This is a genomic window from Gottfriedia sp. NPDC058432 (assembly GCF_042721555.1).
Lineage (GTDB): Bacteria > Bacillota > Bacilli > Bacillales > Bacillaceae_G > Gottfriedia.
Genome location: NZ_JBHXLC010000007.1, coordinates 185047 through 203501 on the forward strand (window position 1 = coordinate 185047; position 18455 = coordinate 203501).

The window sequence follows — 18455 nt, forward strand, 5'->3', positions numbered from 1 at the left end:
GTATTTTTCATGGTAAAAAATGTCTTTATTTCCTTAGTTAAGATACAATAGATAGATATATTTCAATAAGCCGATTTGTTTTTGAAAGGGGAAAGAATTTTGACTGTTAAAGTAATGACAATTTTTGGAACAAGACCAGAAGCGATTAAGATGGCGCCACTTGTGCTTGAATTAGCTAAACATCCGGATGAAATCGAATCCATTGTGACGGTTACAGCTCAGCATCGACAAATGTTGGATCAAGTTCTCGAAATTTTTGAAATCACGCCTGATTATGATTTAAATATAATGAAAGATCGCCAAACTTTAATCGATGTAACAACTAGAGGTTTGGAAGGTTTAAATAAGGTTATGCAAGAAGTGAAACCGGACATCGTATTAGTTCATGGTGATACGACAACGACTTTTATTGCTAGTCTTGCAGCTTTTTATAATCAAATTTCAATTGGGCATGTAGAAGCTGGTTTACGTACTTGGGACAAGTATTCACCATACCCAGAAGAAATGAACCGTCAATTAACTGGTGTCATGGCGGATTTGCATTTTTCTCCTACAACAAAATCAGCACAAAATTTATTAGCTGAAAATAAAAAGGAAGAAACAATTTTTATTACTGGTAATACTGCAATCGATGCCCTAAAAACAACAGTAAAGGAAGAGTATGCTCATCCTGTTCTTGATCAGATTGGTAATGACAGATTAGTCTTAATGACTGCACATCGTCGTGAAAATCTAGGGGAACCTATGAGAAATATGTTTAAAGCGATTAAGCGTTTAGTCGAAAAACATCATGATATTCAAGTTGTGTATCCTGTACATATGAATCCTGTTGTTCGCGAAATTGCAAATGAAGTTTTAGGAAATGACAATCGAATCCATTTAATCGAACCACTAGATGTCATTGATTTCCATAACTTTGCTGCAAGATCGCATTTGATTCTAACTGATTCTGGTGGTGTGCAGGAAGAAGCACCTTCACTAGGCGTACCAGTACTTGTTTTACGCGATACGACAGAACGCCCAGAAGGTATTGATGCTGGTACATTAAAGCTTGCCGGAACTGATGAAGAAGTGATTTTCTCATTAGCAGATGAACTATTATCAGATGAGGAAGCTCACGCAAAAATGTCGAGAGCATCAAACCCATATGGAGACGGTGAAGCTTCAAGAAGAATTGTTGAAGTGATTATTCAACATTTTAAAAATAAGAATAAATAAGATTGAACGTTGAACGACTATTTTTGCAAATTTTGCAGGGATAGTCGTTTTTAATCTTTTTTTTTTTGTCAAAATAAAAAGCTGATTTTTGAAATAGATCAAAAATCAGCTTTCTTTATTTAGCGTGTTTTGTAATATTGAATTGTTTTATCTAAACCTTCTTTAAGTGTATTACTTGGCTTCCAGTTTAGTAATTGAATTGTTTTTTCATTGTTTAAGTAACTGTGTTTAATATCGCCAGATCTTTCTTCTGCAAATACCATTTCAATTTTATTATTAATAACTTCCTCTGAAATTTTTAATAAATCAATTAAAGATGTTTGTGTATTTGTCGATACGTTACAAATCGTATTGACTGGATTTTTACTTGCAAGAAGATTAGCTGCAACGATATCATCTACAAAGATAAAGTCACGAGTTTGCTCACCGTCTCCAAAAATAGTAAATAATGAATTAGATGTTATACAATCCACTAAAATACTAACAACTCCGCCTTCACCTTTTGGATCTTGGCCAATTCCATATACATTTGCATAACGGAATACAGTATATTGAATGTTGTGTAGTTTATTATACATATCAAAATAAAATTCAGGAGAAAACTTAGAAGCACCATAAGGTGACAGTGGTTGAATTGGATGCTTTTCATCTACACCAAGATAGTGAGGTTCTCCGTATACAGCTGCGGATGAAGCATAGACAAGCGTTACATCCTTTAATTGTTTTAATTGACGAGCTGATTCCAGTACATTGATTGTTCCTAAAATATTGATGCTAGCATCTTCCATAGGATTTTTAACAGAGAATTGTACATCAATTTGTGCAGCATGATGATTAATAATATCTGGTTGCTCTTTTAGAACTATTTCAGCAAAGTTATTACTTCTAATATCCTCTTCATAAAAAGTTACATCTGAAGGAATATTATGTATAGAACTTGTCGATAAGTTATCAACGACAACTACTTTATAACCTTCATTTATATATGCTTTTACTAAATTAGAACCAATGAATCCGGCCCCACCAGTAACTAATACCTTTTTCATACTTATTTCTCCTTTTGATCTCTAGTTTATCAATATATGTAAAATTAACTTAGGAAAACAATGGAAGTAGATTGTAAACATAATTAATCATTTTTAGTCTATCAAAAATAAATAAAAATATCCATATTCATCTATTGAGATAGGGCATATAGAGTTGTGGTTAGACAAAAAAATTAAAACATCAAAAGGTTAAAATGTTATTAATTTTTTCCAATTGTGCAGAAATATTTGTGACAAGAATTAAAAATGGTTATTAATTTATTGTTCATTTTAAAAATGGTATGATAGACTAGATTTTTTGAAAAAATAATAATATTACAATTCGCTCTTTTAATGAAAGCCTTATATTGGCAAAACAAGCAATCATTAGAATAATGAATCGTTCTTTTATACAGTATGATATAATAATTTGGCAATTGATGAGTAAAACATAATATGAAAATCATATTGCGAATTAAATTTAAACAAATATAGGAGTGCAGTACTAAATGAATTCTATTGATAAAAGTCATGACTATCTATTTTCAATCATTATGCCAATATATAATGTTGAAAAATTTCTTGTAGAGGCTATTGATAGTGTAATAAACCAAACAATAGGTTTTGAAGAAAATATACAACTTATTTTAGTTAACGATGAAAGTCCAGATGATAGCGAAAAAATCTGTTTAGATTATCAAAATAGATATCCTAAAAATATTCAATATTTAAAGAAGCCAAACGGTGGAGTAAGTAGCGCTAGAAATTATGGAATAGATTATATCAAAGGAAAATATGTTCAGTTTCTTGATCCAGACGATACGATTTCAATTGATACATTGTTAAACGTGTATACATTCTTTGAAGAGCACGAAGAAGAGATTGATCTTGTTGCGATTCCAATTAAATTCTTTGAAGCTAGAACGGGTAATCACACATTAAACAATAAATTTGGTAGAACTCGAGTGATTGATATCATTGAACAACCAAATCTATTATTAACTCACGCAGCTTCAGCTTTTATTAAAAGTGATTTAATGAAGAAATATCAATTTGACCGTAATTGTAGAATTGGTGAGGATTGTAAGTTAGTAAGCCATGTTATTTTAGAGAAAAATAAATATGGTGTTTTAAAAAATGCTAGTTACAACTACCGTTTAAGAAATGACGGTACTTCAGCAATGCAAAATGCTATGAAAAATGACTGGTTTATCCATTCATTAGATACGTTTAGTTTAGATCTTATTCATAAAAGTATTGAACAAGTCGGGGAATTACCTGAGTATATTCAATATATAATCATGCATGATTTAAAATGGAAGTTTTCTATTAAAAGCCAAGCAGATACTCCATTAAGTGATGAAGACTATATTGAATTTAAAAATAAGATAAAAGAAATTTTAGCTTATATCGACGACGAAGTTATTTTAAAAACGAAAAAGATTAGTCAGTTCTATCTACATTTTGCACTAAGTCTTAAACACAATATACCTTTAAAAGAAGTTTTTACAAAATCGATTGAAGAACTAGAGCAAGGTCAAGATATAGGATTATATCGTGACGAGTACTTAGTTACTAAGCTATCTAAAAACAAAGTTACAATCGAATTTATTGAAGAAAAGAATTCAAACCTTATGATTGAAGGGTTCTTTGGATCGTTATTTGATCGTGAAGAATGTAAAATTATCGCTAAGATCAATGGTGTTGATTATGTAGGCGAAGATGTAGATCGTACGGTTAATCAATATAAAAGTTTAGATGAAATTATAAAACAATATAAGGGATTCAAAATTTCAATTCCTTTCTCTAAACTTCCAAATGAATATAAAATCGAATTTTTTGTAGAAGTTGATGGAGTACAAGTTCAAGTAAATTATAATGTGAATAAATTTACAGGTCTTTCAAAAAGAATTAGAGGTTCTTATTCAGCAAAAGAAAGATATATCTACTCTTGCAGAACGCATCATATAAAGGTAACGAAAAGAAGTGGTGCCAAAAAACTTATTAACGAACTTAAGTTTATGCGTGGTTTATGGAAACTTGGATCAGTTCATGCGAAAAAGGCAATTGTTACGCGACTTGTCGCAAAGACATTGAGAAAGCTAGAGTCAAAACCAGTATGGTTATTCATGGATCGACAAGATAAAGCAGATGATAATGCAGAACGATTATTTAAATTTGCTAATTCTCAGCAAAAATCAATTAAAAATTATTATGTCATCAAAAAAGACGCACCTGATTTTGAAAGAATTTCAAAAGTAGGAAATGTCGTTCCTTATGGATCATATAAGCATAAATTCCTAATGTTAAGAGCGTCAAAAGTTATTTCGTCCCATGCAGACCAATGGGTAACGAATCCTTTCTTTAAAGCGGAGATTTATTATCGAGATTTGATGACGTTTGATTATATTTTCTTACAACATGGTATTACAATGGCCAACTTAACACATTGGTTAAATAGATTTAATAAAAACATTCGTAAAATGTTTACTTCAGCTCACTTGGAAGCTCAATCTTTAATTGAAGGTGACTATAGCTATACAAGTGAAAATATAAGATTAACTGGTTTTCCAAGATATGATGGTCTAGTTAATAATGACCAAAAACAAATTTTAATTATGCCTACTTGGAGACAGAATTTAGTTCTAAGAAAAAACCAGGCTTTAGGGGTAAGACCTTATAATGAAGCATTCAAAAAATCAGAGTATTTTAAGCGTTACAATGATTTGATTAATGATCCGAGATTAATCGATTTTGCGAAAAAGAATAATTACAAAATTATCTTTTTCCCACATCCAGAGATTCAAATTCAAAACAGAGATTTTGATAAAAATGATTATGTTCAATTTGCTGAATATAACACAAGTTATCAAAAACTATTTAATGAATCGAGTATCTTACTGACAGATTATTCTTCTGTTGCTTTTGATTTTGCATATCAGAAAAAACCAGTTATCTACTATCAATATGATTACTATCATTTTGAAAAAGGTTATTTTAACTTTGAGACGATGGGCTTTGGGGATATTATCGATAACCACGATGTGTTAGTGGATAAATTTATCTCATATATGGCTAATCAGTGTGAAATGGAAGACAAATACAAAGAACGTGTTGATTCTTTCTATGCTTATACAGATCGTCATAATTCTCAAAGGGTATTTGATGAAATTTTAGAAATTGAAAATGGTTTAAAGTAATCGATGTGATCAACGAGGGACTGTTCAAATTTGGACAGTCTCTCTTTTATCGACAGAGTTTGTCAAACTGTAACATGAATACAATGGGCATTTAATGGAATTATAGGTCTAATTATGTTACAATACCTCTTGTTTTGTAGTTTCCGAATGTAATATTACTGTTTAGGAGGTGTATTAATATTACAGCTAACAAAAAGAAAATTTTATTAATTACTCAACACTTCTATCCTGAAATTGGGAGTGCTGCAAATCGATTAAAAAATATTTATCTAGAATTAAAAGAAAAAAATTACGATGTGAAGGTACTTACTTTACACCCTAGATATCCAAGCCGCGAACTTTATGAAAATAAGCGATTCTGGAATGAAAAGCTAATCGATGAAGATGATATTATTCGAGTTGATACATCAATTAAGACTCATTCTACAAGTATCATTAAGAGACTTTATTTATACTTAGAAGTTATGTTCCGTTTTATAGGAGCTATTTTTAAATATAAAAAGGAATTCGATTATATTTTTGTAACATCACCACCAATTTTCGTTGGAATTGCTGGATTAATCGCAAAGTGGAGATTAAAAGCACCTTTAATATTAGATATTAGGGATTTATGGCCAGAATCCTTAGTAGGTGTAAAAGTATTCTCCAATAAATTAATCCTATCTACGGCATATAAAGTAGAAAAACTATTATATAAAAAAGCAACAAGAATCATTGTTAATAGTCGTAGCTTTATTAACTATATGACAAATAAAAATGTCCCGGCTGACAAAATCAAGTTCGTTCCAAACTCACTATCTGAAGAAGAACTTTCTATTGAAGTTCCGAATAATGAGGATCGCAAAAAAATTGAAGTTACTTATACAGGTAACCTAGGTTTTGCTCAAGACTTGAACAAACTTTTAAGTGTTGCTGAAATGTTCAAGGAAAATCAAAATATATTTTTTACGATTGTAGGGTACGGTAAAAATACGAATGAAGTAAAAAAATATATTGAAGATAAAAAATTAGAAAACGTAACATTACACACTGCAAAGTCTCGTAATGATACACTTAAAATCGTATCAGAATCTGATATTGCATATGTCAGTCTTGTTGAACAGGAAGTTTTTAAAACTGTATTACCTGGAAAAATCATCGATTATATGAGCGTAAAGAAACCTATTATTGGAAATGTATCAGGTTATGCAGGTGAAATTATTGAAAGTGCAAATTGTGGTATTGCTCTGAAAGAGGGATCAGTACAAGAGTTGTATGAAAAAATAATTGAATTAGCAAATAATCCTACAGCAAGAAAAACTCTTGGTGAGAATGGATACAATTATGCTTATAAAAATTTAAGATGGAAAACGAATATTAATGTGTTAATTCAAGTGATGGAGGAAATCCATGAATAAGAAAGTTTGTGCATTTGTGTTTAACCACTTTACAAATGACGCGCGTGTATTACGTGAGTGTTCAGCATTAACCGAAGTAGGTTATGATGTAGATTTAATTGCATTACACGATGATTCGGATACATTACCGAAGAGAGAAAGATATGAAGAAGGTTTTAATGTCATTCGTGTAAATAATCGTTTACCATTTGGAATCTATCATCTAATCAACTTTTGTGCAAAGCTCATCATTTTCTTTAAATCAAATATAATGACAAAATTACTTGCGGCAATCTTATTAGTTGCTGGGTTATTTTTTAACATTATTGCAACGATTATTATTGCAGCCGTTATTATATTATTTGGGAATCGTTATGTAAGAGTAATTTTAACGAGGGGTTATAATATTCTTCAAATGATCTACCATGGCAGTAAAAAGAAATATGATATATACCATGCAAATGATTTAAATACATTACCACAAGGTATTTTATGTGCTAAAGTATTTCATCGTAGTAAATTAGTGTATGATTCACATGAAGTACAATCTAGTCGATCTGGCTACGAAAATCCAATCTTTGGTAAGATTGAAAAGTTTTTAATACGCTACATCGATATTATGATTCATGAAAATTATACTCGTGCGAAATACACTCAAGATTTATATCATATTGATTTACCTGAGGTGATCCATAACTATCCATTCGTTTCAAAACCTGAAGAAAAAAAGGCAATCAATTTACATGAAGTGCTTGGATTAGATCCGAATGAACCTATTTTGTTGTATCAAGGTGGGATTCAAAAAGGGCGTGGCTTAGAGCTAATCGTTAAGGCTACTCCTCAGTTTAAACGAGGGACAGTTGTATTTATCGGAGATGGTAAAATTAAGCCTGTACTTTTAGATTTAGTAGATCAATTAAATTTAGAAAATCGAGTGAAATTTATCGATAAAGTTCCAGTAGATGAGCTTTTAAATTATACTCGAAATGCTTATCTAGGTTTTCAAGTATTAAATAATATTAACTTCAATCATTACTCTGCATCTTCTAATAAGTTGTTTGAGTATTTGATGAGTGGTGTACCAGTTGTAGCATGTAGCTTTCCTGAGATTCAAAAGGTTGTTGAAAAAGAATATGTCGGTGTATGTGTTGATTCACATGAAGTAGATTCAATTGCTGAAGGTGTGAACTATCTTTTAGATCACCCAGAAAAAAGGGATAAAATGAGTGCGAATTGTTTAGAAGCACGTCATCATTACAACTGGAATAATGAGAAAAAGATTTTTATCGATATTTATGACAAAGTCTTAAATGGTCAAAAGTTAGCGACTAACGTAGGATAAAAAACTATTTACTTCCTAATATGGGGTGTAATTTAATGACAGTTTACAGTCTAAGCGTAATCTTAATTAATTTTAATAACGAAATGTTTATTAAAGATACAATTGAATCAGTTCTAAATCAACGAATGAATAATTTAGAGTTGATTATAGTAGATGATGGTTCGACAGATGGTAGTTTAGAAATAAGTAGAAATTTTACTGAAAGACACCCTAATGTCAAACTCATTTCTCAAAAAAATAGTGGTCCTAGTGCTGCTAGAAATAAGGGGATTCAAGAAGCAACTGGAAAGTATATCACCTTTCTAGATAGTGATGACCTGGCAATTAAAGGTGCTTATGAAAAATTACTTGCAGTAGCAATTGAAAATGATGCTGATACAGCAATCGGAAATTTTATTTGTTTTAATGATTTAAAAAAGTGGCGCCTATCATATATGGGGAAGGTTTTTAAGAAAAATCTATCTTCGATTAGACATGTAAGAAAAAATAGCGAACTACATTTTACACCTGCTGTTTGGAATAAACTTTATAAAAGAGAGTTTATTTTACAAAAAAATATTCAATTTGATGAATCATTAAGAATAGGCGAAGATTTACTCTTTACAGAGAAAAGCTTATTACTTTCGAATAAAACAGTTGTGAAAGATATTGATATGATTCAATATCGTGTAAATGATTTAGATAGTAGTTTAGTAAAAAAAGTAAGTCTAAGTTTTTTCGAACAATTATTAAAAACGCAAAACGAACTAAATAACCTTTATAATGAATTAGAGTTAATACAAGAGATAAAAACGATTGAAAATAGACAATTAAGATTCTTTTTTGACTCAATTTATCTTAAAGCTTCTAAATTAAGTAAGGAAGAACAATTTTCTTTATATAATATTTGTGTTGATTTTATTAACATAATTAATAATAAGGAGATCTTTACTAATTTAAAAAATCGGGATTTGTTATTACTTCAATTAATATTAGATGAAAACAAAGATGGCTTTTTGAAGTTTTTAAATGTATTAACAAACAGTGATGTTCCAAAAGACCAAATAAGAATGAATAGTGAGTATCATAAATACTTGATCGAGCATTTTCCAGATTATGCTGTTAATTTATCGAAAAATACTTTTCTTATCGGTCAAAACATCAAAAATATTAGTTTAGAAAAAGGGATCTTTACATTTGGTGGTTCCATTTATTACGCGAATATCCCATCAACAATTAAAAGTATGGAAATAGTTTTTACTAATAAAAAAAGTAATGAAAAAATCAACATTAAACTAGTAGATAATGCAACGAATGAACGTAAAGAAACGCATTCCAAACAATATAAATACGTTGATTTTAATACAGTAACGATTCCCATTCTATCGTATTTGTCATCAGGTGATTGGAAAGTCTCAATTAAGACGGAAGTAGAAGAATTATCCTATCAAACTGATCTTCAAATTTCTAAAAACGATAGAATTCACTTAAAATCGTCAATTATAGGTAAACAACAAATTACACCTGTTTATGTAAATCATGAGTTAACTTTATCTATTAAAGAAGTAAGTACTAGTGGTAGAATTAAATTTTTAGGCAATAAGCTTAAAAGTTTTACTAAAAGATTTGTATAAAGATATAAAATCTATTTAAATGATAGGGACCAAATAATTTGTATTAAACATTTTATAAAAGTTTTGTTAAGTGGATATAAAATTGTAAAATTTATATTATATTTCGCATTTGGGTAATACTGAAAATATTAATTTATTGTATTATTATTGTTACGGTGTATATCTATTTTAGAAAATAATTATAAAATAGCATTAATGTAATTAATACAAATTAAGTGATTTTATTGAAAGAGGTAATCTAAATGAAAATTTGTACAATTGGTCTAGGATATATTGGTTTACCAACATCAGCAATGTTTGCGAAACATGGGGTAGAAGTAGTTGGGGTAGATATACATCAAAGTGTTGTAGATAAACTAAATGCAGGGGAAATTCATATTGAAGAACCTGGATTGGCAGAAGTAGTGAAAGATGTAGTGTCTAAAGGTTTATTTAAAGCTTCTTTAACACCTGAAGCTGCTGATGCATTTATTATCGCTGTACCAACACCAAATAATGATGATGAGCATAAATCTTGTGATTTAACTTACGTATTAAGTGCAGTTAAATCGACAATTCCTTACTTACAAAAAGGGAATGTATTGATTGTGGAATCAACAATTGCTCCACGTAGTATGGATGACTATGTAAAACCATTAGTAGAAGCATCAGGTTTTACAGTTGGTGAAGATTTATTTTTAGTACATTGTCCAGAACGAGTATTACCTGGTCAAATTATGCACGAATTAATATATAATAACCGTATTGTTGGTGGAATTACACCTCAATGTTCTGAAGCAGGAGCAAAAGTATATAGTACTTTCGTACAAGGTGAAATTATTCGTACTGATGCAAAAACAGCAGAAATGTCTAAGTTAATGGAAAACACATTCCGTGATGTAAACATTGCACTAGCAAATGAACTGACAAAAGTATGTAATACGCTTGATATCAATGTACTAGATGTAATTGAAATGGCAAATAAACACCCACGAGTTAATATACATTCACCTGGTCCAGGTGTTGGGGGGCATTGCTTAGCAGTAGACCCTTACTTTATTGTGGCAAAAGCACCTGATCTTGCTAAAATAATTAATCTTTCTCGTGAAACAAATTCATCTATGCCTAGCTATGTTGTTGAAAATGTTAAGAAAATTATTGGAAATGTTGATCATCCAAAAGTTGCTGCTTTCGGTGTAACGTATAAAGGTAATGTTGATGATATGCGTGAAAGTCCAGCAATGGATATCATTGAACTATTAAAAAATGAAGGCATTACTGTAGCAGCTCATGATCCACACGTTGCTAGTACAGAAACATTTACACTTCTATCTGCAGAAGATGCAGTAAAAGATGCTCATTTAATTTTAGTATTAACTGATCATAATGAATTCAAAAACATGAATTATGATGAATTAGCACCTTTCATGAAAAACCCAATCGTTTTTGATACTAGAAACTGTGTTAATCCTTCAAATAGTTCAAAAATGAATTTTGTAAACTATGGTAATATAAATAAAGTAATTAAAGAGAATGTGGTAAATCTATGAATAGTATAAAAACAGTTTTGCAAGAACAGATTAATAATCTATCACTCATATTCCGATTATCGTCATATGAGACGCGTAAAGAGTATGCTGATAGCCAACTTGGCGTTATCTGGGTTTTCTTAAACCCACTATTTCAAATTGCAGTATATTGGATAACTTTCGGTACAGGTATACGAGGCGGTGCTCCAGTTAATGGTATTCCATTTCTAATTTGGATGCTTTGTGGACTTATTCCTTGGTTTTTTATTAGTAACTCAATCATGCAAGGATCAAGTTCTATATTCAATCGTATTGGGACCGTTTCAAAAATGAATTTCCCATTAAGTATCATTCCTACTTATGTAGTACTTTCAAGATTTAATACCCATGTATTTATGATGGGAGTTCTATTTATTGGGGTTGTTGTAAGCCAAGGTTTTGATCAAATGAATATTTTTGCTTTGATTTATTTTATGATTGCAGGTTTAATATTCAATATTGTATTAGGGCTATTTACCTCTACACTTTCAACAATGATTAGGGATATTCATCTTTTTATTCAGTCCTTTACTAGAATGCTCTTGTATTTAACTCCTATTCTTTGGGAGCCATCTAGAGGTTCTGGTGCATCAAAAATTTTATTTTTTATAATGAAATTAAATCCTTTTTATTATATTGTAGAAGGTTATCGTGGAGCTCTTTTATATGGTCATTCTGATATTATTTTCTCAAAATATACAGTATATTTTTGGGCAGTGCTAATAATCATCTTTACAATTGGCTCTATTTTCCATATCAAGTTTAGAAAGCAATTTGTTGATTTCCTATAGAAGGTGAACACAATGACAAAAAAAGTTATTTTTAAAAATGTTACAAAAAAGTTTAAAATGTATAGTAAGCCGACCGACAAGCTAAAGGATTTATTCTTTGGCGGTAAAGGTGGCGAATTCTTTCATGCCCTTAAAGATGTATCCTTCGAGGTTGAACAAGGTGAAATCGTAGGGATAATTGGATTAAATGGATCTGGTAAAAGTACCATGTCAAACTTAATTGCGGGTGTGACAATGCCAAATGAAGGTGAAGTCGAAGTAAATGGTGTTGCTTCACTAATTGCCATTCAAGCTGGTTTAGATAATCGACTAACTGGTTTAGAAAATATTAGACTTAAAGGTTTAATGATGGGTCTAACGGTAAAACAAATTGAAAAAATTACGCCTGACATTATTGAGTTTGCTGAAATTGGTAAGTTTATTAACCAACCAGTTAAATCATATTCAAGCGGTATGAGATCAAGATTAGGATTCGCAATTTCCGTTAATATTGATCCAGACATTATGGTAATTGACGAAGCATTATCTGTTGGTGACCCAACATTTACAAAACGTTGCTTAGATAAAATGAATGATTTTAAAGAACAAGGAAAAACAATCTTCTTTATTAGTCACTCATTAGGACAAGTAAGGGATTTTTGTACAAAAGGATTATGGATTCATTACGGAAAAGTGGTAGAGTATGGAGACATTAGTCCTGTATGCGATAACTATCAAAAGTTCCTTACTGAGTACAATAAATTATCTACTGAAGAACGTACAAAAGATCGTGAAAAAAATATGCATTATAATTAATTAAATAGTTTATGGGATACCTAAGTTTGAAAAGCTTAGGTTTCCTTGCATTATATATGTGAAATACTTTATTATTCACTTGAGTGATGATTAAAAGCTTAATCTTTATTAATATAGACTATAAAAAATATTAGGTGATTATTGTGGAAAATAATAACAAAGTAAAAAAAGTACGTAAAGCCATTATCCCAGCAGCGGGATTAGGTACTCGTTTCTTACCGGCTACAAAAGCAATGCCAAAAGAAATGTTACCAATCGTAGACAAACCGACAATTCAATATATTATTGAAGAAGCAATTGAAGCTGGAATTGAAGACATTATTATCGTAACTGGTAAAGGTAAACGTGCAATCGAGGACCATTTTGATATTTCATTCGAATTAGAACAAAATCTATTAGAAAAAAAGAAATATGACATACTTGAAAAAGTACAAGAGCCTTCAAAGGTAGAGATTCATTATATTAGACAAAAAGAGCCAAGAGGATTAGGACATGCTGTATGGTGCGCTCGTAAATTTATTGGAGATGAGCCATTTGCTGTACTACTTGGTGATGATATTATTCAAGCAGAAGTACCAGGTGTTGAACAATTAATTCAGCAGTACGAGTTAACTCATTCATCAGTGATCGGTGTGCAAGAAGTTCCTGAAGATGAAGCGTATCGTTATGGAATTGTTGACCCAGTTGAGAAAGATGGTCGTCGTTATCAAGTTCGTAATTTTGTTGAAAAACCAGCAAAAGGAACTCAACCATCAAACTTAGCAATTATGGGCCGTTATTTATTAACTCCTGAAATTTTTGAATTCCTAGAAGAACAAGAAGTTGGAGCGGGTGGAGAAATCCAATTAACAGACGCAATTCAAAAGCTGAATAAAATTCAGCGAGTATTTGCATACGACTTTGAAGGTAAGCGCTATGATGTTGGTGAAAAATTAGGATTTATTACAACATCGATCGACTTTGCACTCCAACGTGATGATTTAAGAGATGACTTATTAGACTACTTAAAACAAAAAATTAATGAATTTGACCAATAGATCAAATAGAATGAAAAATTCTAGTCCTTTTAAAACATTTATTAAATATTGGTTACCTGTGATCCTTATAGCTGGCATTATTTTTTATTCATCGGCGACACCATATGAAAAACAAGATATAAGACCAGAAATAAATCATTTTACATTTTTATATGATCTAATGAAACATTTCACCTTTGTCCACTTTAACTACGCTGGACATGAAGTAAGTATAAAAGAACTTGGAGTAGCAGGATTTACAGAATTCTTTATTCGTAAACTATCCCATTTCTCAATCTATCTCTTACTTTGCTTTTTTGCTACAAGATTAGCAAAGCTCTATGTAAAGAGAGCCTATTTAGTAGGCGTAATTTTTTCAATCCTTTATGCAGCTTCGGATGAATTCCACCAATCCTTTACTGCAAATCGAACTCCGTTAGTTCAAGACGTAGTAATTGATTCAATTGGTGCTCTAGTAGGGGCATGTTTATTTCTATTAATAAATAAGAAACTTAAAGCAAAAGTTCAAAAATCCATTCGAGTTTAATCGAATGGTTTTTTTTTGTATGAAATAATAAATGGTCAATTGAGAATACGCAAATTAAGTGAATATTATTCTTGATAAAAATATCTTTTTTTATGATTATTAAATGATTTTAAATATTTGTATGTTTAGGAAGTTTTATTATAAATAAACACTAGTAACTGTTTAAAGTTTCGGAATTTTAAATATTATAAGTTAAAGTTCGAAAATCTGATTAATGATCTGTTATTACTCTAAGTAAAAGATATTAACGTAGATTTTTATGCAGACTTATTTTAATGAATAAGTTGATTGGAACGGAGGGATGCTCGACTCCTATGGGATAAGCGGGAAGGCTGAGACCCCACAGGCTCGCCGAGGAGGCTCAGGTCCCGCCCCATGGAAAGCGAGCATCCTGCAGTGGAAATCAACATCACTGCACTCCTTTTACGAAAATTTGAATTATTAAATGACAGAATTGTTTTTCAACAAAACATAAAAATCTTATCTAAATTCAATTAGATAAGATTTCGTTTTTCACAGCTTTATAAAAGTAGGTTCTGTACCTGCTTTCTCTACATACCCGATTTTAACTGGATTCATTTGAATCAATACATAGTTCGGATCTTCGGGACCTTCAAGCCATCTAGACAATTCCTCTGTCCATACTTTCTCTTCAGGACTTGCATTTTCAATTACCTCAGCTCTTGCAAACATCTCAACAAAGTTATCATCTAATCGGTCACCATCATGGCCAAGAAGTATATGTACATTTGGATTATTTTTTATATCTTCTACTTTTTGTGAATTCTTATTTGTAGCGATATAAGGCGTTAAGCCTTTAAAGAAAAATACCATATAACAACTATGCGGAAAGTCTTCACGAATGGTTGTAAATAGACCTAATTGTTTCGCTTTAAGTACTTTCATAATATTTTGTTGAATCATTTTTTTAACTCCCTCCTAGTTCAGAAGAAGGGAAGGTAGAAATCTATTCTACCAACCGAATCTCCAACATAAGTAATTCTATTTCTCGAGGTCATAATCCTCCTGAGCAATATAGGTGAAAACGAAACTTTTATCCAAGTGATTGAAATCATTTAGCCAACAACACTTTAAGTGTTTGTTAATTGTTTTGCATTTAAACCTATTTTTTTAAGTCTTTTGCATATGATATTTATAAGGATATTTATTTAGGAGGTTTTTATGGCTCATCGTTTATTTTTTATTGTTACATTTATCGGTGTACCATTATCGGTAATCGGCAGCTTGATGCATTGGAGCGAGATTTTATTATTTATCATTTTCTGTTTAACGATTATTGCATTAGCTGGCATTATGGGAAGAGCTACTGAAAGTTTAGCGATTGCAGCTGGCCCAAGAATTGGGGGACTTTTAAATGCGACATTTGGGAATGCAGTAGAGTTAATTATCGCGATTTTTGCATTACAAAATGGTTTATCGGAAGTAGTTTTAGCATCATTAACTGGTTCTGTAATAGGAAACTTACTTTTAGTAGGTGGACTATCCTTTTTTATTGGTGGATTAAAATATAAACGCCAAAGCTTCAATGTTTACGATGCGAGACATAATTCAGGATTGTTGATCTTTGCGGTCGTACTAGCCTTTGTTATACCTGAAATTTTTTCAGTTAAAATGACTGCAAATGATAAGATGACACTTAGTGTAGGCGTTTCGATTGTTTTAATGGTTTTATACTTAGCTGCACTTTACTTTAAATTAGTTACACATCGAGGGGTTTACGTAGCTAAAAATCAAGAAATCGTAGAAGAGCATGAAGAAGCTGAGTGGGGAACAGGGAAAGCCATGATTGTTTTAGCGTTAGCTACTGTAGCGGTTGGATATGTTTCAGAAAAGCTAGTTCACACGTTTACAACAGTCGGAGATAAGTTCGGATGGACTGAATTATTTATCGGTATCATCGTTGTTGCAATCGTTGGTAACGCGGCTGAGCATGCATCTGCAATTGTAATGGCATATAAAAATAAAGTAGGGGTTTCAGTAGAAATTGCTGTTGGTTCATCATTACAAATTGCTATGTTCGTAGCACCGGTATTAGTGATTTGTTCATTGTTTATAGGGGAAAGAATGCCATTAATATTTTCTATGCCTGAATTAATTTCCATGATCACTTCCGTATTTTTAACAATTGCCATTATGAATGATGGAGATACAAACTGGTTTGAAGGATTAACATTATTAGCAGCTTATTTCATTATGGGGATTGGGTTCTATTTATTATAAAAACGAAAGTTGAAGGTGGTAATACTTGAAAATAATAATAAGAGTTCTATTTTATTTAATTGGATTACTATTTTTAACTTTAGGAATCAGTTTAGCGATTAAAGCTGGCCTAGGAGCTAGTGCATGGGATGCATTAGCAGTTGGAGAGTCAAAAACCTTTGGCTTATCTGTTGGAAATTGGATTATCATAAACTCATCCGTACTATTGTTTGTAAATGCTTTTTTGCAAAAGAAAAGACCGGATTGGCTTGCAGCGATTACGTTTATTTTAATTGGACGATTTCTAGATTTTTGGCTAACTGTAGAGTCGGAGCATTTATTTGATTCAAATATAGTCACTAGATATATCCAATTAGTACTAGCCATTTTAAGTATGACGATTGGTATTGCGATTTATTTGCAAGCAAAGTTTCCATTAAGTCCAATAGACGATTTAATGATCTCGCTCAATAAGCGGTTCGGGGTAAGTTTAGGAGTAGCAAAAACGATTGGTGAAGTGTTTGCTTTAATATTGGCATTTCTACTACAAGGTCCAATTGGAATCGGAACCGTCTTAATTACATTCAGTATAGGCCCTATTTTGCAGAAGTTAAGAGGTCCAATTGAGAAACTATATAGTAAGCTTTAGTTCATAGCAAAATTTTCATTTTAAGGAATACATATATTTACATAAAATGTTCATGCTAAGAGTAATAATTTCCTTATTTGTGAAAGGGGCATGAATATGTCTAAATGGTTTAAGCCATTCGTTCTTATTACTATAGCTATTTTAATTATTTCTTTAAATAATGGACAAACAACTTTTGCAGCTAATTCAGATATTAAAGTCCCACGTTCGGCTGCAAATGTGACAAAAGAGAATACTTACCCTAATCCAACTCAGGACCTTCCAGAACTTCAACCAGGGGGATTAGCTAAGCAGTTGTTAAATTCATCAAATGTCAAAATTGAGAATCCAAATCTCATTCGTATGTTTAATGAATCCTATGTCAGTAAAGCACCATTTGCAATAGGCTATAATGCGAAAATTTTCTTAGGGGTTTGGCCTTTAAATTACGAGTCAAATGAGACAACAATTAATTGGCAATATAAAAAAATTAATACAAACTTTCTAGATAATAGAGGAGAAAGAGCGTACAAACGAATAAAATACTACCAAAATTCGCAACAGATTGTTAAAGGTGGCTTAACTGCTAAAGTAAGAAATTCGGATGACGTGATTAATTTAATGATGCATGATGCATCAGAAAAAACAACTCTTCCACTAGCATTCCAAACAGTAGTTGGAGCTGGAACTAAAAACGAAAGAGTATATAATGTTCCTCCAAAGCAACTCGGCTATTTATATGCTTATGCTCCTGCAGTTAATGAAAAAGGGAAAGTTACATTTGGAGAAGTGTACTTAATCTTAAAAGGGAATAAAAGAACTCTACAAGTTAAAAATGTAGTATCACAAGGTGTAGGTGCATGGATTCCTGTTCAGGATTATGTTTCATTTGGTTATTTTGCTTCTCCACACCCTAGATAATAGAGAGATCCACAAGGTAGATTATTTTCCTTGTGGTTTTTTGTGTTTGAAAAAAAGTACATAAAAAAACATGCCATCAATTAGACTGCACCCCTTAAAGTAGATGTTGAAAAAACCCTCCGTTGGGCAACATTGAATTTAAGGGGTGTTTTTTATGGCAAAAAAAGGGCAAACGTTTCAAAAATATACATTAGAAATTAAGAGTGAAGCAATTCG

Annotated in this window: 14 protein-coding genes and 1 pseudogene; 13 read left to right on the forward strand and 2 right to left on the reverse strand. The window is 31.3% G+C overall.

What is annotated here, in order from left to right:
• Positions 1-114: 114 nt before the first annotated feature.
• The gene (gene wecB / locus ACFWM3_RS09625) at positions 115-1218 is read left to right on the forward strand and encodes a non-hydrolyzing UDP-N-acetylglucosamine 2-epimerase (protein ID WP_390311224.1); all 1104 of its coding nucleotides are present in this window, start codon (positions 115-117) and stop codon (positions 1216-1218) included.
• Between the two features lie 119 nt (positions 1219-1337).
• On the opposite strand, the gene ACFWM3_RS09630 is transcribed toward wecB, so the two are convergent.
• The gene (locus ACFWM3_RS09630; RefSeq protein ID WP_390311208.1) at positions 1338-2264 is read right to left on the reverse strand and encodes an NAD-dependent epimerase/dehydratase family protein; all 927 of its coding nucleotides are present in this window, start codon (positions 2262-2264) and stop codon (positions 1338-1340) included.
• Between the two features lie 488 nt (positions 2265-2752).
• Here ACFWM3_RS09630 and ACFWM3_RS09635 point away from each other — a divergent pair, with 488 nt between their 5' ends.
• The 9 genes and pseudogenes from ACFWM3_RS09635 (at position 2753) to ACFWM3_RS09675 (ending at position 14470) form a co-directional block, all read left to right on the forward strand.
• Complete coding sequence (locus tag ACFWM3_RS09635; protein ID WP_390311209.1) at positions 2753-5443, forward strand: CDP-glycerol glycerophosphotransferase family protein; 2691 nt, start codon at positions 2753-2755, stop codon at positions 5441-5443.
• Between the two features lie 296 nt (positions 5444-5739).
• Positions 5740-6840 (forward strand): glycosyltransferase family 4 protein, encoded by a 1101-nt coding sequence (locus ACFWM3_RS09640; RefSeq protein ID WP_390311210.1) that lies wholly within the window; start codon positions 5740-5742, stop codon positions 6838-6840.
• On the forward strand, positions 6833-8161 hold the full coding sequence (locus ACFWM3_RS09645; protein ID WP_390311211.1) for a glycosyltransferase: 1329 nt from the start codon (positions 6833-6835) through the stop codon (positions 8159-8161). The genes ACFWM3_RS09640 and ACFWM3_RS09645 overlap by 8 nt, the downstream gene beginning before the upstream one ends.
• 35 nt (positions 8162-8196) lie before the next feature.
• Positions 8197-9774 (forward strand): glycosyltransferase, encoded by a 1578-nt coding sequence (locus tag ACFWM3_RS09650; RefSeq protein ID WP_390311212.1) that lies wholly within the window; start codon positions 8197-8199, stop codon positions 9772-9774.
• A gap of 242 nt (positions 9775-10016) precedes the next feature.
• Positions 10017-11303: a nucleotide sugar dehydrogenase gene (locus ACFWM3_RS09655; RefSeq protein ID WP_390311213.1), complete on the forward strand. Its 1287-nt coding sequence runs from the start codon at positions 10017-10019 to the stop codon at positions 11301-11303.
• Positions 11300-12112 carry an ABC transporter permease gene (locus tag ACFWM3_RS09660; RefSeq protein WP_056465280.1) on the forward strand — a complete coding sequence of 271 codons (813 nt, stop codon included), beginning with the start codon at positions 11300-11302 and terminating at the stop codon, positions 12110-12112. Before ACFWM3_RS09655 ends, ACFWM3_RS09660 begins: the two co-directional genes overlap by 4 nt.
• Before the next feature lie 12 nt (positions 12113-12124).
• Positions 12125-12889 (forward strand): annotated as a pseudogene (gene tagH, locus ACFWM3_RS09665) (teichoic acids export ABC transporter ATP-binding subunit TagH); the annotation flags it as partial.
• Between the two features lie 161 nt (positions 12890-13050).
• A complete protein-coding gene (galU, locus tag ACFWM3_RS09670) occupies positions 13051-13944 on the forward strand; it encodes a UTP--glucose-1-phosphate uridylyltransferase GalU (RefSeq protein ID WP_390311214.1) in 894 nt (297 codons plus the stop codon).
• Between the two features lie 10 nt (positions 13945-13954).
• A complete protein-coding gene (locus ACFWM3_RS09675; RefSeq protein ID WP_390311215.1) occupies positions 13955-14470 on the forward strand; it encodes a VanZ family protein in 516 nt (171 codons plus the stop codon).
• A gap of 513 nt (positions 14471-14983) precedes the next feature.
• Here ACFWM3_RS09675 and ACFWM3_RS09680 read toward each other — a convergent pair.
• The gene (locus ACFWM3_RS09680; RefSeq protein ID WP_056465273.1) at positions 14984-15394 is read right to left on the reverse strand and encodes a pyridoxamine 5'-phosphate oxidase family protein; all 411 of its coding nucleotides are present in this window, start codon (positions 15392-15394) and stop codon (positions 14984-14986) included.
• Positions 15395-15652: 258 nt separating this feature from the next.
• On the opposite strand from ACFWM3_RS09680, the gene cax reads away from it, so the two are divergent.
• The 3 genes from cax to ACFWM3_RS09695 all read left to right on the forward strand — a co-directional run bounded on the left by cax (position 15653) and on the right by ACFWM3_RS09695 (position 18239).
• On the forward strand, positions 15653-16711 hold the full coding sequence (gene cax / locus ACFWM3_RS09685; RefSeq protein ID WP_056465271.1) for a calcium/proton exchanger: 1059 nt from the start codon (positions 15653-15655) through the stop codon (positions 16709-16711).
• A 25-nt stretch (positions 16712-16736) separates the two neighbouring features.
• Positions 16737-17339, forward strand: coding sequence for a YczE/YyaS/YitT family protein (locus tag ACFWM3_RS09690; protein WP_390311216.1), 603 nt, complete (start codon positions 16737-16739; stop codon positions 17337-17339).
• Between the two features lie 96 nt (positions 17340-17435).
• A complete protein-coding gene (locus tag ACFWM3_RS09695; RefSeq protein ID WP_056465269.1) occupies positions 17436-18239 on the forward strand; it encodes a YfkD famly protein in 804 nt (267 codons plus the stop codon).
• The last annotated feature ends 216 nt before the right edge of the window (positions 18240-18455 follow it).